Source organism: Duganella sp. SG902 (assembly GCF_013376005.1).
Classification (GTDB): Bacteria; Pseudomonadota; Gammaproteobacteria; order Burkholderiales; family Burkholderiaceae_D; genus Rugamonas.
The window spans coordinates 96,331-108,932 of sequence record NZ_JABMJK010000010.1; the positions used below are offsets into that span (position 1 = coordinate 96,331).

At 65.0% G+C, this 12,602-nt stretch carries 15 protein-coding genes; 8 read left to right on the plus strand and 7 right to left on the minus strand.

The genetic code is table 11. The features are described from left to right. The first annotated feature begins 35 nt into the window (after positions 1 to 35). Genes FHW83_RS20525 through FHW83_RS20540 form a run of 4 tightly spaced genes read left to right on the plus strand, consistent with a single transcriptional unit; the run spans position 36 to position 3,806 of the window. A complete protein-coding gene (locus tag FHW83_RS20525; RefSeq protein ID WP_176648210.1) occupies positions 36 to 443 on the plus strand; it encodes a DUF2141 domain-containing protein in 408 nt (135 codons plus the stop codon). An 11-nt stretch (positions 444 to 454) separates the two neighbouring features. Next, on the plus strand, positions 455 to 1,882 hold the full coding sequence (locus FHW83_RS20530) for a carotenoid oxygenase family protein (protein ID WP_176648211.1): 1,428 nt from the start codon (positions 455 to 457) through the stop codon (positions 1,880 to 1,882). Further along, complete coding sequence (locus FHW83_RS20535) at positions 1,879 to 3,045, plus strand: sensor histidine kinase (RefSeq protein WP_176648212.1); 1,167 nt, start codon at positions 1,879 to 1,881, stop codon at positions 3,043 to 3,045. Before FHW83_RS20530 ends, FHW83_RS20535 begins: the two co-directional genes overlap by 4 nt. Before the next feature lie 20 nt (positions 3,046 to 3,065). Further along, a complete protein-coding gene (locus tag FHW83_RS20540) occupies positions 3,066 to 3,806 on the plus strand; it encodes a LytTR family DNA-binding domain-containing protein (RefSeq protein WP_229224291.1) in 741 nt (246 codons plus the stop codon). Here FHW83_RS20540 and purT read toward each other — a convergent pair whose 3' ends face one another. From purT to FHW83_RS20555, 3 genes are read right to left on the minus strand one after another with little or no spacing between them, the layout of a single operon-like run. Further along, positions 3,807 to 5,018, minus strand: coding sequence for a formate-dependent phosphoribosylglycinamide formyltransferase (purT, locus tag FHW83_RS20545; protein ID WP_176648213.1), 1,212 nt, complete (start codon positions 5,016 to 5,018; stop codon positions 3,807 to 3,809). 14 nt (positions 5,019 to 5,032) lie between these two features. Beyond that, complete coding sequence (locus FHW83_RS20550; protein WP_176648214.1) at positions 5,033 to 5,788, minus strand: YdiY family protein; 756 nt, start codon at positions 5,786 to 5,788, stop codon at positions 5,033 to 5,035. Next, positions 5,785 to 5,928, minus strand: a complete 144-nt coding sequence (locus FHW83_RS20555; protein ID WP_176648215.1) for a hypothetical protein — start codon at positions 5,926 to 5,928, stop codon at positions 5,785 to 5,787. Before FHW83_RS20555 ends, FHW83_RS20550 begins: the two co-directional genes overlap by 4 nt. Between FHW83_RS20555 and FHW83_RS20560 the strand changes: the two genes are divergently transcribed. Next, entirely contained in the window at positions 5,927 to 6,259 is a 333-nt protein-coding gene (locus tag FHW83_RS20560) for a DUF4124 domain-containing protein (RefSeq protein ID WP_176648216.1), read from the plus strand. The two genes, FHW83_RS20555 and FHW83_RS20560, sit on opposite strands and share 2 nt — an antisense overlap. Here the strand turns inward: FHW83_RS20560 and FHW83_RS20565 are convergent. Further along, positions 6,246 to 7,154 carry a LysR family transcriptional regulator gene (locus FHW83_RS20565; RefSeq protein WP_176648217.1) on the minus strand — a complete coding sequence of 303 codons (909 nt, stop codon included), beginning with the start codon at positions 7,152 to 7,154 and terminating at the stop codon, positions 6,246 to 6,248. The genes FHW83_RS20560 and FHW83_RS20565 overlap by 14 nt on opposite strands. 96 nt (positions 7,155 to 7,250) lie before the next feature. Between FHW83_RS20565 and FHW83_RS20570 the strand changes: the two genes are divergently transcribed. Then, complete coding sequence (locus FHW83_RS20570; RefSeq protein ID WP_176648218.1) at positions 7,251 to 8,201, plus strand: NAD(P)H-binding protein; 951 nt, start codon at positions 7,251 to 7,253, stop codon at positions 8,199 to 8,201. Here FHW83_RS20570 and FHW83_RS31165 read toward each other — a convergent pair. From FHW83_RS31165 to FHW83_RS20585, 3 genes are all read right to left on the minus strand, one after another. Further along, on the minus strand, positions 8,170 to 8,970 hold the full coding sequence (locus tag FHW83_RS31165; RefSeq protein WP_176648219.1) for a beta/gamma crystallin-related protein: 801 nt from the start codon (positions 8,968 to 8,970) through the stop codon (positions 8,170 to 8,172). The two genes, FHW83_RS20570 and FHW83_RS31165, sit on opposite strands and share 32 nt — an antisense overlap. A 73-nt stretch (positions 8,971 to 9,043) precedes the next feature. Continuing rightward, positions 9,044 to 9,502, minus strand: a complete 459-nt coding sequence (locus FHW83_RS20580; protein WP_176648220.1) for an Lrp/AsnC family transcriptional regulator — start codon at positions 9,500 to 9,502, stop codon at positions 9,044 to 9,046. Between the two features lie 357 nt (positions 9,503 to 9,859). Next, positions 9,860 to 11,158: an NCS2 family permease gene (locus tag FHW83_RS20585; RefSeq protein ID WP_176648221.1), complete on the minus strand. Its 1,299-nt coding sequence runs from the start codon at positions 11,156 to 11,158 to the stop codon at positions 9,860 to 9,862. A gap of 127 nt (positions 11,159 to 11,285) precedes the next feature. Here FHW83_RS20585 and FHW83_RS20590 point away from each other — a divergent pair, with 127 nt between their 5' ends. Both FHW83_RS20590 and FHW83_RS20595 read left to right on the plus strand, forming a co-directional pair. Then, entirely contained in the window at positions 11,286 to 11,633 is a 348-nt protein-coding gene (locus tag FHW83_RS20590) for an STAS domain-containing protein (protein ID WP_176648222.1), read from the plus strand. After that, positions 11,630 to 12,598 (plus strand): MBL fold metallo-hydrolase, encoded by a 969-nt coding sequence (locus tag FHW83_RS20595; protein WP_176648223.1) that lies wholly within the window; start codon positions 11,630 to 11,632, stop codon positions 12,596 to 12,598. The genes FHW83_RS20590 and FHW83_RS20595 overlap by 4 nt, the downstream gene beginning before the upstream one ends. Positions 12,599 to 12,602: the final 4 nt, after the last annotated feature.

Below are 12,602 nucleotides of genomic sequence, written 5' to 3' on the forward strand. Positions count from 1 at the left end.
AGTGGCATCACACTTCATCCACACAGGAGCCCAGCATGTCCAAATTGATTCTCGCCGCACTGCTTGCCGCCGCCGCACCGGTGTTTGCCGCCGACCTGACCATCAACGTCGATGGCGTGGCCAGCGCCGATGGCCAGGTGATGGTCGCCATCTACGACTCCGCCGACACTTTCCCCACCAAACCTGTACGCGCGCTGGCCGTGCCCGCGCATGCGGGCAAGGTGCAACTGGTAGCGGCCGGGCTGCAGGCAGGCGACTACGCCTTCGCGCTGTATCACGACGCCAATGGCAATGGCAAGCTGGATCGCAATCCGGTCGGCATGCCGACCGAGGACTACGCCTTCAGCAACAACGCCATGGGCAAGCGCGGCGCGCCACGCTTTGACGATGCGCGCGTATCGCTCCCGGCCGACGGCGCCGCCACCAGCGTCAGCCTGCGTTGATCGGAGCCGCCATGATCAACCGCCGCCAATTTATCGGTCTTGCCGCCGCCGGCCTGGCGCCGCTTCCCGCGTTCGCCGCCTTCGCCGATAGTGTGATCTCAGCGCCGGGGCAGCTCGCGGGCGAGGCCGCGGTGCTGGGCCGCTTGCCGGCCGACCTTCGGGGTGTGTTCTACCGTAACGGGCCGGGACGCTATGAACTGGGCGGCGAACGCTATCACCACTTGTTCGATGGCGACGGCTTTGCCCAGCGCTGGCAAATCGCCGACGGCAGGGTAAGCCACGCCGGCCGCTTCGTCGCCACGCAAAAGTTCGAGGAGGAGAGCAAGGCGGGGCGCTTTCTGTATCCGGCCTTCGGCACCTATATCGGCCGCAAGAGCGCGAAGAACAATGACACCGTCAACGTCGCCAACACCAATCTGTTGCCATTCAACGGCGGCCTGTACGCGCTGTGGGAAGGCGGCTCGGCCACCGAGCTCGATCCGCGGACACTGGCCACGCGCGGCATCAAGACCTGGCGCAAGGATCTGAAGGCCATGCCGTTTTCCGCCCATCCCAAGACGGACCCGGACGGCGGCCTGTGGAATTTCGGGAACCTGCCCGGCGCCGATCAACTGATCATCTACCGCCTCAACGCCAGCGGCGAGGTGGCGCGCACCGCCATGATCCCGGTGCCGCAACTGAACATGGTGCACGACTTCGTGGTCAGCGGCCGCCACTTGATTTTCCTGCTCGCGCCGTACGATATGCGCCCGGCGCCGGAGCGCAGCCTGGCCGAAAGCCTGCGCTGGCGCGGCGACCAGCGTCCGCTGCGGGCGGTGGTGGTGGCCAAGGACACGCTGGCGCTGCGCCAGGTATTCGAGCTGCCCGCACGTTCGGTGTTCCATCTCGGGAATGCCTATGAGGACGGCGCCTGCACCCGGCTCGACGCCGTGCTGCACGAGGGCGATGCCTTGATCAAGACCGCGCTGCCGGCGCATGAGCAAATCCGTCCGCTGCGCGACAACCAGAGCAGCACGGTGCAAATCACGCTCGATTACGCCAGCGGCCAGGCGCGCGAGGCGCGCTTGTTCGGCGTCAGCGAATTCCCGCGCGTGGCGCCGCAAGTGGTGTCGTCGCGCCACCGCAAGCTGCTGATGCTGGGCGCCAGCGGCCGCGAACTGACACTGGACAGCGTCAACCTGATCGACACCGACAGCGGCAAGGTGGACGGCTACGCCTTCGGGGCCGGCTGGGAGGTGGAGGAGCATGTGCTGGTGCCGCGACGCGGCGCCCGCTCGGAGACCGACGGCTACGTGGTCGGCGTGGCGCAGGATCGCCGTCATGGCCAGACCGTGCTGACGGTGTTTGATGCGCACAACATCAAGGCCGGTCCGATGGCGTTGGCGCGCCTCCCATATCGCGCTCCGCTTTGCTTTCATGGTAACTTTCTGGCGACATGAAAAAATCACACGATATTCCCCCGCTGTCCCATCCGCTGGAGCTGATACCCTTGTTCCGCCGCTGGCCGCGCTCCACGCCGCGCGACGTGCTGTACACCGTCATCTGGAGCAGCGGCATGGGCCTGATGTTTGCCGCGCTGGAGATCGTGGTGCTGCGCCAGAACGCGCTGGCGGCGCAAAACATCTGGCCCTTGCTGCTGATGTCCAATCTGATCGGCGCCATGATCCACGCGGGCACCGTACTGTCCAACCGCTTCCTGCATGGCTGGCCGCGCCGGGCGCGGGGACTGCCGCGCGTGTTATTCAGCATGGTGCTGATGGGCGTCAGCGTGCCGCTGGGGATCGCGCTGGGGAACCTGATCTGGCGCGGCGCCAATCCTGTCCACGTGCTGTCCGACCGCAGCGTGCAGGCCGAGGGCCTGGTGATCGGCGCTTGCGTGGCGGTGCTGCTTTACCTGGTGCGTCTGGCCGCCGACCGGCGCGCGGCCAAGGCGGTGGAAGAGGCGCGGCAAAAGGAATTCCTCGCTTCCAGCGCGCGCATGCTGGCGGAAGCGCGCCTGCGCGCCTTGCAGGCGCAGATCGAACCCCACTTCTTGTATAACACGCTGGCCAACGTGGTGAGCCTGATCGGCCCGCGCCCGGCGCAGGCGCAGCACATGCTGGAACGCTTCATCGATTATCTGCGCGCCAGCCTGGCCGCCAGCCGCAGCGAGGAGGTCACGCTGGGATCGGAGACCCGGCTGATCGCGGCCTACCTCGACGTGCTGGCGGTGCGCATGGGCGAGCGGCTGCGCTATCGCATCGACCTGCCGGACGAGCTGCGCCAGTTCCGGATCGCGCCGATGCTGCTGCAGCCGGTGGTGGAAAACGCCATCGCGCATGGGCTGGAGCCGAAAGTGGAGGGCGGCGAGATTGCGCTCAGCGCGCGGGTGGAGGGCGAGTACGTCGCCGTGCGCATCAGCGATACCGGCGTGGGCCTGAACGAGGCGGCGCCGCGCAAGCCCGGCGGCGGCGTCGGCCTGAGTAACCTGCGCGAACGCCTGCGCAGTTTGTACGGCGCCGGCGCCAAGGTAGAATTATTGGAAAATCAACCCTGCGGCATGACGGTGCGCCTCATGCTGCCTTTGAATGAGAGTCCGACATCGATACCATCCGCGCCCTGATCGCAGACGACGAAGCCCATCTGCGTGAATACCTTGAAAACCAGCTGAAGACCGTTTGGCCGGCGCTGCGCGTGGTGGCGCGCGCCGCCAATGGAATCGAGGCGCTCAGCATGATCGACAGCGAAGCGCCGGACGTGGCCTTCCTCGATATCCGCATGCCCGGGCTGACCGGGCTGGATGTGGCGGCGCGTCTGGCCGACAGCCCCAAGCCGCCGCACATCGTGTTCGTCACCGCCTACGACCAGTATGCGGTGGAGGCGTTTGAACACTCGGCGGTCGATTATTTGCTCAAGCCAGCGAGCCTGGAACGATTGGAGAAAACCGTCGCCAAGCTGAAGACGCGCCTGGCCAAGCCGGCGGAGGCGGTACCGGCGGCGGCCCTGCAGGCCTTGCTGGCGCAGCTTGCCGTGCCAGCGGCGCCAGTGCCGGCGGCCGCGCCCCTGCAATGGATACGCGCCACGCATGGCGACGAAACACGCCTGATCCCGATCGACGACGTGATCTACTTCCAGAGCAACGACAAGTACACCAGCGTGTTCGTGGCGGACGGGGAGAGCCTGATCCGCACGCCGATCAGCAAGCTGCGCGAGCAGCTCGACGAGCAGCAATTCTGGCAGATACACCGCAGCGTGATCGTCGCCGCGCGCCATGTGGCGGGCACGCGGCAGGACTTTCGCGGACGCTTGATGGTGCAGCTGAAAGGCCGCCCGGAACAGCTGGTCGTCAGCCGCAACTACGTCGATCTGTTCCGGGGGATGTGATTAGCGCCTGACGACCGGCTTGACCTTGGCGGCGGCGGCCTTGGCGTTGACGCGCGCGGTTTCCACGTCGTCGGCGGTGGCCAGCGCCACGCCCATGCGGCGGCGGGCGAACGATTCCGGCTTGCCGAACAGGCGGATATCGGCGTTCGGCACACGCAGCGCATCGGCCACGCCTTCGAAAGCGATGCCCGCCGCCTCGTGCTGGCCGTAGATCACCGCCGACGCACCCGGCGCCTTCAGCGCGACGTTGACCGGCAGGCCGAGGATGGCCTTGGCGTGCAGTTCGAATTCGCTTTGCACCTGGGTGGCCATGGTGACCATGCCGGTATCGTGCGGGCGCGGGCTCACTTCCGAGAACCACACCATGTCGTCCTTGACGAACAACTCCACGCCGAACAGGCCCAGGCCGCCCAGATCGCCGGTCACCTTGGCGGCGATATCGCGCGCGCGTTCCAGCGCCACCGGGTCCATGCGGCATGGCTGCCACGATTCCACATAGTCGCCGTGCACCTGCACGTGGCCGATCGGATCGCAGAACTGCGTGACCACTTTGCCGTCGGCGCCCAGCGAGCGCACGGTCAGCAGGGTGATCTCGTAATCGAAGTCGATGAAGCCCTCAACGATGACGCGGCCCGAATCCACGCGGCTGCCGGCGGCGGCGTAGTCCCACGCGGCTTTCACGTCGGCGGCCGAATCGACCTTCGACTGGCCCTTGCCCGACGACGACATCACCGGCTTGACCACGCAAGGGAAGCCCACGGCGGCGGCGCCGGCCTGCAGTTCTTCCAGGCTGCTGGCGAAACGGTAAGGCGACGTGGCCAGGCCCAGGGTCTCGGCGGCCAGGCGGCGGATGCCTTCGCGGTTCATGGTCAGCTGCGCCGCGCGCGCGGTGGGGATGCAGGTGATCTTGCCGGCGGCTTCCAGCTCCGCCAGTTTGTCCGTGGCGATGGCTTCGATTTCCGGCACCACGAGGTCCGGCTTCTCCTGCTCGATCAGCGCGGCCAGCGCGGCGCCGTCGGTCATGTTGATGACGTGGGCGCGGTGCGCCACCTGGTGGCCAGGCGCATTCGGATAACGGTCGACCGCGATCACTTCCACGCCCAGGCGCTGCAGCGCGATGATGACTTCCTTGCCGAGTTCACCGGAGCCGAGCAGCATGACTTTGGTGGCGGTGGGGGACAGGGGCGTACCGAGAGTGCGTGGAGTGTTCATAGTGTATGTTGAAGTTAGAAGGAGTAAACCAGCGTTACCGAGGTCTGGGTATCGGTGTTCTTTTTATCGGCGGGCACGTTGGTGTCGTTGCGGATGTTGTAGGCCGCCTTCATCTGCATCGTGCTGTTGATCTTCGTGAGGATCGCCGTTTCAGCGATCGAGTGGATGTTTGAGGTGCCGCGTTCCACGCTGACGTTCTGGCGGAACTGGGCGTTGTCGCTCAGCTTCCATTTCAGGATGGCCGCGCCACGGATGGTCATGCCGTTTTCGACATTACCCTCGGAACGTACGCCGCGGAAGTAGCCCGGACCGATTTCCACGTCCAGCGTGTGAGTGTCCGACTGGTAGGTCTGGGTGCCGTAACCAATGCCGATGGTCGAGTAGCGCGTGTACGCGCCGAAGCGGTCGTCGACGTGGGTGGCCAGCGCAAATAGCTTGCCGTGGTCGTCGTGCAGCAGCTTGTAGCCGGCCTTCGCGGACAGCGAGTAGCGCTGGGCGGAACGCTCGCGGACTTTGTCGCCGTTGTCATCGGTGACTTCCTCGTCCTTGAAGTAGCCGGCGAGGATGTATTCATTGCTCCACTTCTCGGTTTCCTGCTTGGAGTCGATTTTGCCGGTGACGGAGGTACCGACCGTGTTACCCGAAGTGGAGATGGCGCCCAGTTCCGCGGAAGTGTTCCAGCCGTGGGCATTGACTGGGTCTATCGAGTCGGCGGCAGCGGCGCAACCGCTGGCCAAAGCAAGCGCGGAGAAAATGAAAAGAGATTTCATGGGCATGCGGGTTGCTGAAAGAAGGCGATATTGTACTCGACATTGAGCGAAGATGCCGCATCATAGAGGTGCGGGGCCGCACAGACGAAGCGCGCGCCCGGGTGGATCATGATGTCACTTATCAAAGGGGCATCGATCATGAAACTCATCCTGTGCGCGGCATTGGCCGTGATGAGCGGCGCGGCCGGCGCCGCCGTGAATAAATGCGTGGACCAGGAAGGCCGCGTGCTCTACACGGATGCGGACTGCCCGCAGGCGGCGACGCAGCAGGAGGAAACGGCCGAGGCGCGCATTGCGCCACCGGTCCTGCCGCCCGTGCTCACGCCCGCGCCACGCAGCCGCTGGGCCGACTTGCCGCGACCTTTGGTGCGCAAGGCCAACGTCGACACGGCGACGCTCAAGGCCGCGTACCAAAGCATGCTGCTGGAGGATGAGCTGCACAAGTCGCGCCGCTTGCTCAGTTACCGTTGACGTAATCTTCCAACCCCGCGGCCAGCGCGGTGTAGACAGCGGCACAGGCGGGATTGGCGCGCAGGTTTTCGTGCATGGCGAGCCAGGTGTCCAGTGGTATCGTCAACAGGTCGGGAATGATGCGCACCAGCGCGGGGTCGCGTTGCGCCAGCCGCACCTGGCAGATGCCGATGCCAAGTCCCGCGCGGATCGAGGACAGATGAACCAGGTCGCTGTCGCTGCGCACCGCGTAGTTGCCGCCCTCCAGCGCCGCCAGCAGCGGCATGATGCCGCGTGCGCGCGTGCTTTCGCGGTCGATGCCGATCAGCGCGTGCCGCGCCAGTTCCTGCCACGTGTGCGGTGTGCCATGGCGTTCAAGATAGTCGCGGTGCGCGTGAAAACCCAGTTCGATATTGCCGATACGGCGCGCCACCAGCACATCCTGTTGCGGGCGCTGCATGCGCACGGCGATATCGGCGTCACGGCGCAGCAGGTTTTCGATGCGGTTGGAGACCGCCAGTTCGATGGTGATGCCGGGATGGGTGTCCCGCAGCCGCGCCAGTATCGGCGGCAGCACCTCCACGCTGACCACCTCGCTCGCGGTCACGCGCACCGCGCCTGTCAGTTGGGCGTCCGCGCCACGGCCGATACCGGAAGCGGCACGCAGCAGCGCCGAGGAGGCCGATGCCAGCGTCTCGGCGTACGGCTGAAGCGCATGGGCGGCATCGGTGGCGATGAAACCGGCCTGCGAGCGGGTGAACAACGACAGGCCAAGCGCCTGCTCCAGCGCATCGATGTGACGGCCGACGGTCGGCTGTGTGAGTCCGAGTGCACGCGCCGCGCCGGACAGCGAGCCTTCCCGCAGCACGGACAGGAAAGAACGATACAGATCCCAGTTTGGTTCGGTGGAGGTCATACGAAATTGTATAGCGCCTATGCGAGTTTCGCTAATTTTCTTTTAGTTCGCGCCGGGCGACACTGCATCCATCGACACTCACTCAGGGAGAACAACATGGAAGCACTGGTTTTGGGCGCAACGGGCGGTATCGGCGGCGAAGTGGCGCGTTTGCTGGTGGCGCGCGGCTGGAAAGTGAAGGCCTTGCACCGTTCGCAAAAACACGGCGAAGGCCTGCACTGGATCACAGGGGACGCCATGAACCGGGACGATGTGGTGCGCGCCGCGGCGGGCGTGCAATTGATCGTGCACGCGGTGAATCCGCCGGGTTATCGCAACTGGGGCTCGCTGGTGCTGCCGATGATCGACAACACCATCGCCGCCGCCCGTGCATCCGGCGCGCGCATCCTGCTGCCGGGGACCGTGTATAACTATGGCCCCGACGTGCTGCCGCATATACACGAGGATGCGCCGCAGCGGCCGGTCACCCGCAAAGGCGCGATTCGCGTTGAGATGGAGCGGCGCCTGAAGGACAGCGGCCTGCCGGTGCTGATTGTGCGGGCGGGGGACTTTTTCGGCCCGAAAGCCGGCAACAGCTGGTTCGCGCAAGGACTGGTCAAGCCAGGCAAGCCGGTGACCGCCATCAGCAATCCGGCCGCGCCGGGCGTGGGACATCAATGGGCCTATCTGCCGGACGTGGCGCAGACCATGCTGCGCCTGGTCGAGCGCGGCGACCAGCTGCCATTGTTTGCACGCTATCAGATGCAAGGCCATTGGGATGCGGACGGTACGCAAATGGTGGCGGCGATTGCGCGCGCGGCAGGCAATCCGCAGCTGCGGGCGGGCGCTTTCCCGTGGTGGCTGACCTGGGTGGCGGCGCCGTTCGTGCCGGTGTTCCGGGAACTGCGCGAGATGCGCTACCTGTGGCGCCAGCCGGTGCGCATGTCCAACGCGCGCCTGCTGGCGGTGTTGGGGAGCGAACCGCATACGCCGCTGGACGTCGCGGTCCGCCATACCCTGGAAGGATTGGGCTGCCTTACATCCGGGGTTCGCCCGTCTTACTGTTAACCGCGATGGTGTTGCCCGGCGGCGTGCTCATTTGCACGCGGTGCTGCACACCGCGATAGTTATAGGTCACGTCCCAGTATTCCGGGCGCGGGTTGCTGACATTTTCGCAGCGGCGCACATCGCGCGAGTAGCTGTTGTTCTGGTTGGCGACGTTGTTGCCGATGGCGGCGCCGGCGATCGCACCGCCGGCCGTGGCGACGTCGCGTCCGGTGCCGCCGCCGACCTGATGGCCGAGGATGCCGCCGATAAGCGCACCGGCGATCACACCGCCGGCATTGGGGCGTGATGGTTCGTTGACCTGTTGGCGTTCGACCCAGCAGCGCTGCTCGGGCGTACCGACCACGGCGCGCACGTCGCTGACCGGCACTTCGACTATCCGTTCGCTCGGGCGGCGGCGCCATTCATAGCTTGGCTGCGCCAGTGGCGGCGGCGCCTCGTTGTCGTAGCGGTCGCGCGCCTTGATCGGACGCACCGAGGAGATGCGGTTGTTCAGGCCCATGCCGCGCAGCGTATCGTAACTGCCGCGGCGCAGGACCATGCACTGGCCGCGGAAGTTGGCGTCCTCGCAGACCTCCCATTGGCCGCGGTCGACCACCACCGAGGAAGCGCGGTCGTTGAAGCCGATGCGCGAAAGGTCGCGCACCTGGCCGTTGGCGGTGTAGGCGCGTCCGCGCCAGCCGTCCGCCTCGTAGAAAGTGATTTGCGCGTAAGGCTGCGCGGCCATGCCCATGGCGGCAGCGGCCACGGCGATCTTCATAGTCTTGTTCATTGTCTTCTCCTGATGGGATGAAGCTTGAGCCTAGACCAGGATGGCGCGGACCTCTGTACGCTTTCGCACTATGTCAGGGTTCGACCGAATGGGCGCGTTTCAGGCAGCGCAGCACGAAGGTCGAGCGGCTATGCTTGAGGCCCGGCAGCTTGTACAGCTTCTTGCGCAGGAATTCCTCGTAGCCCGCCGTGCCGGCGACCGCCACCTTGATCAGGTAATCGTAGTCGCCGGTGAGCAGGTAGGCTTCCATCACCTCCGGCAGCGTGGCCAGCGCCTGGCCGAATTTTTCAAAGATCTCGTCGTCGTGGCGGTCCAGCGTGACCTCGATGATGACGGTGTCCGGGTAGCCCAGCGCGGTCTGGCTGATGAGCGCCGTATAGCCCTCGATCATGCCGCCTTCCTCCAGCGCGCGCACGCGGTTCCAGCACGGCGTGGTGGACAAGCCGACCTTTTCGGCCAGTTTGGTATTACTCAGGCGGCCGTCATTGCGCAGCTCGCGCAGGATGCGGCGATCGGTTTCGTCGATTTCCATCAGGATGAAATTCCAGTAAATTGATTCGATATGGAAGAATCTACTACATTTTCGCGAAATCGGCACACATTCAGGAAGCCTATTTTTCGCTTTTGTGGCTATCCTGTTCATATGGATACCACACAAAAAAGCTACCGATTTTGCATCGAGCCGGATGCCGCCATCGCCACGCTGGAAGCGTCGTTGCAGGTGGTGCGCCGCCTGAATATTGAGCTGCGCGCCTTGCGCACCACCGCCATGCCATACGGGATGGAGGTGCAGATGCGCCTTGCGGCCGAAGAGGAAGATATTCTGACGCTATGCCGCATGCGGCTGCACAACCTGATCGGCGTGCTGCCGATCAGGGAAATGCCGGCGTCAGGCCGCGACGTAGCTGTACTTGATCAGGAAAACCACGGCGATCACCCACACCACCGGCTTGACCTGGCGCGCCTGGCCGGTCGCCAGTTTCAGGCCAGCATAGGTGATGAAGCCGAACGCGATACCGTGCGCGATCGAGTAGGTGAACGGGATCACCAGCGCGGTGATGGCGGCCGGCACGCTCTCGGTGGTGTCGCTCCAGTCCACGTCGATGAAGTCGCGTAGCATCAGGCAGGCGACGAACAGCAGCGCCGGGGCGGTGGCGTAGGCCGGCACCACGCCGGCGATCGGCGCGAAGAAGAGGGCGGCGAGGAACAGCGCGGCCACCACCAGCGCGGTGAGGCCGGTGCGGCCGCCGGCCTGCACGCCGGCCGCGCTTTCGAGGTAGGCCGTGGTGCTGGATGTGCCCAGTACCGAGCCGGCCACGATGGCGCAGCTGTCGGCCAGCAGCGCCTTGTTCAGGCGCTCCATGCGGCCGTTCACCAGCAGGCCGGCGCGCGAGGCCACTCCCATCAGGGTGCCGGTGGCGTCGAACAGTTCAACCAGGAAGAACACCAGCACCACGTTGAACAGTCCCAGATTCAGCGCGCCCGGCAGGTCGAGATGGAACAGCGTCGGAGAGATTGACGGCGGCAGCGACATGAAGCCGTGGAAGGTGTTCCCGCCGAAGAAAAAGCTCAGGACCGTCACGCTGACGATGCCGATCAACAGCGCGCCCGGCACTTTCAGGCGGTCCAGCGTCACAATCAACAGGAAGCCGAAGATCGCCATGATGGTGTGCGGGTTGTGCATGTCGCCGACCCGCACCAGTGTCTCGGGATTGGCCACCACCAGGCCGGCGCTCTTCATGGCGATCAGCGCCAGAAACAGGCCCAGGCCGACGGTGATGGCGACCCGCAGCGAGTGCGGTATGCCGTTGACGATCTGCTCTCGCACCTTGAACAGGCTGACCACGATGAACAGGCAGCCGGAGATGAACACCGCGCCCAGCGCCGACTGCCACGGCACGCCCATGCCCAGCACCACGGCGTAGGCGAAGTAGGCGTTGAGGCCCATGCCGGGCGCCATGCCGATCGGGTAGTTGGCGTACAGGCCCATGATGATGGTGCCCAGCGCCGCCGCGAGGCAGGTGGCGACGAACACGGCGTCCTTGGGCACGCCGGCGTCGCCGAGGATGGCGGGGTTGACGAAGATGATATACGCCATCGTCAGGAAGGTGGTCACGCCCGCCACGACTTCGGTGCGGACGTTGCTGCCGTGCTCGGAGAGCCTGAAAAATTGGTTAAGTGACGGCATGCGCACGCTCCTCCAAATACGTCGAGGGCGAAGAATAGCACGGATGGACGCAACATTTGATGGTGTCAAAAGCATAAAAAGATGTGATAATGCAAAAATAGTTGTCCAATTTCCCCGGGTCTTCACCATGGAACTTCAGCCTAAACAAGAGGGCCGCACGGTTGTGCTGAGCCCCGCCGGCCGCATCGATCACACCCACGCCGATGCCTTCAAGCTGGCACTGGACCCGCATCTGGCGGACTGCCGCAAGGATGGCGCGCCGCTGGTCATCGATTTTTCCGATGTCAGCTACATCAGCAGCATCGGCCTGCGCGCCCTGATGGTGGCGATCAAGCAGGTCAAGCCGCAGGGCGGACGCATGGTGCTGGCGGCGCTGCAGCCGCTGGTGCTGGAGGTGTTCACCATCAGCCGCTTCGACATGCTGTTCGAGATTTTTCCTGACCGCGCGGCCGCGCTGGCGGCGGTGGGGTCATGAAAGCGCGCATCTGGGGAGCACGCGGTTCGCTGCCGGTGGCGCTCACGCACAAGCAGGTCCGCGCCAAGCTGGTGACCGCGCTGGAAGGCGCCATCGGCCGCGATCTCGATACCCCGCAAAAGGTGGCGGACTATATCGACCATGATCTCGGTTTCGAAGTTCACGGCACGTATGGCGGCAACTCCAGTTGCGTGGAAGTGGAGGCGTGGGACACCGACGCGATTCATGAACACATCGTCTTTGACCTGGGCTCGGGCGCGCGTCCGCTGGCGGGCGCCAAGCTGGCCAAATACGGCCCGGCCAAGCCGCAGACCTATCACGTGTTCATGTCGCACCTGCACTGGGACCACATCATGGGGTTCCCGTTCTTCACGCCGGCGTACATCCCGGGCAACCGCATCATTATCTACGGCTGCCACAAGGAGCTGGAGACGGCCTTCCGCCGCCAGCAGGAGCCGATCAGTTTTCCGGTGGCCTTCCACCAGCTGGGCGCCACCATCGAATTCGTGCCGATGGAGCCGGGCGTGCCCCTGCGGGTGCGCGACGTCACCATCACGGCCAAGCTGCAGCTGCACGCCGGCGACTCGTATGGTTACCGCCTCGAACATGGCGGCAAGACGCTGATCTACAGCACCGACTCCGAGCACAAGCTGGATAACGCCGCCGAGCGCGTGGCCTTCGTCGATTTCTTCCGCGATGCCGACCTGGTGATCTTCGACGCCATGTATTCGCTGGCCGATTCGATTTCGGTGAAGGCCGACTGGGGCCACTCCAGCAACGTGGTGGGCGTGGAGCTGTGCCAGCTGGCCGGCGTGCGCAAGCTTTGCCTGTTCCACCACGAGCCGATTTATGACGACGCGCAGATCTCGCGCGTGCTGGCGGAAACGCGCCGCTATGCCGAGATCACCGGCGAAGCGCCGCTCGACATCGTGTCCGCATACGACGGCATGGAAATCAAGCTGTAAGCGC

Bases quoted from the DNA above. Each gene is read 5' to 3' on its own strand.
- FHW83_RS20525 (WP_176648210.1), top strand. From the start codon at position 36: ATGTCCAAATTGATTCTCGCCGCACTGCTTGCCGCCGCCGCACCGGTG.
- FHW83_RS20530 (WP_176648211.1), top strand. From the start codon at position 455: ATGATCAACCGCCGCCAATTTATCGGTCTTGCCGCCGCCGGCCTGGCG.
- FHW83_RS20535 (WP_176648212.1), top strand. From the start codon at position 1,879: ATGAAAAAATCACACGATATTCCCCCGCTGTCCCATCCGCTGGAGCTG.
- purT (WP_176648213.1), bottom strand. From the start codon at position 5,018: ATGAACACTCCACGCACTCTCGGTACGCCCCTGTCCCCCACCGCCACC.
- FHW83_RS20550 (WP_176648214.1), bottom strand. From the start codon at position 5,788: ATGAAATCTCTTTTCATTTTCTCCGCGCTTGCTTTGGCCAGCGGTTGC.
- FHW83_RS20560 (WP_176648216.1), top strand. From the start codon at position 5,927: ATGAAACTCATCCTGTGCGCGGCATTGGCCGTGATGAGCGGCGCGGCC.
- FHW83_RS20555 (WP_176648215.1), bottom strand. From the start codon at position 5,928: ATGATCGATGCCCCTTTGATAAGTGACATCATGATCCACCCGGGCGCG.
- FHW83_RS20565 (WP_176648217.1), bottom strand. From the start codon at position 7,154: ATGACCTCCACCGAACCAAACTGGGATCTGTATCGTTCTTTCCTGTCC.
- FHW83_RS20570 (WP_176648218.1), top strand. From the start codon at position 7,251: ATGGAAGCACTGGTTTTGGGCGCAACGGGCGGTATCGGCGGCGAAGTG.
- FHW83_RS31165 (WP_176648219.1), bottom strand. From the start codon at position 8,970: ATGAACAAGACTATGAAGATCGCCGTGGCCGCTGCCGCCATGGGCATG.
- FHW83_RS20580 (WP_176648220.1), bottom strand. From the start codon at position 9,502: ATGGAAATCGACGAAACCGATCGCCGCATCCTGCGCGAGCTGCGCAAT.
- FHW83_RS20585 (WP_176648221.1), bottom strand. From the start codon at position 11,158: ATGCCGTCACTTAACCAATTTTTCAGGCTCTCCGAGCACGGCAGCAAC.
- FHW83_RS20590 (WP_176648222.1), top strand. From the start codon at position 11,286: ATGGAACTTCAGCCTAAACAAGAGGGCCGCACGGTTGTGCTGAGCCCC.
- FHW83_RS20595 (WP_176648223.1), top strand. From the start codon at position 11,630: ATGAAAGCGCGCATCTGGGGAGCACGCGGTTCGCTGCCGGTGGCGCTC.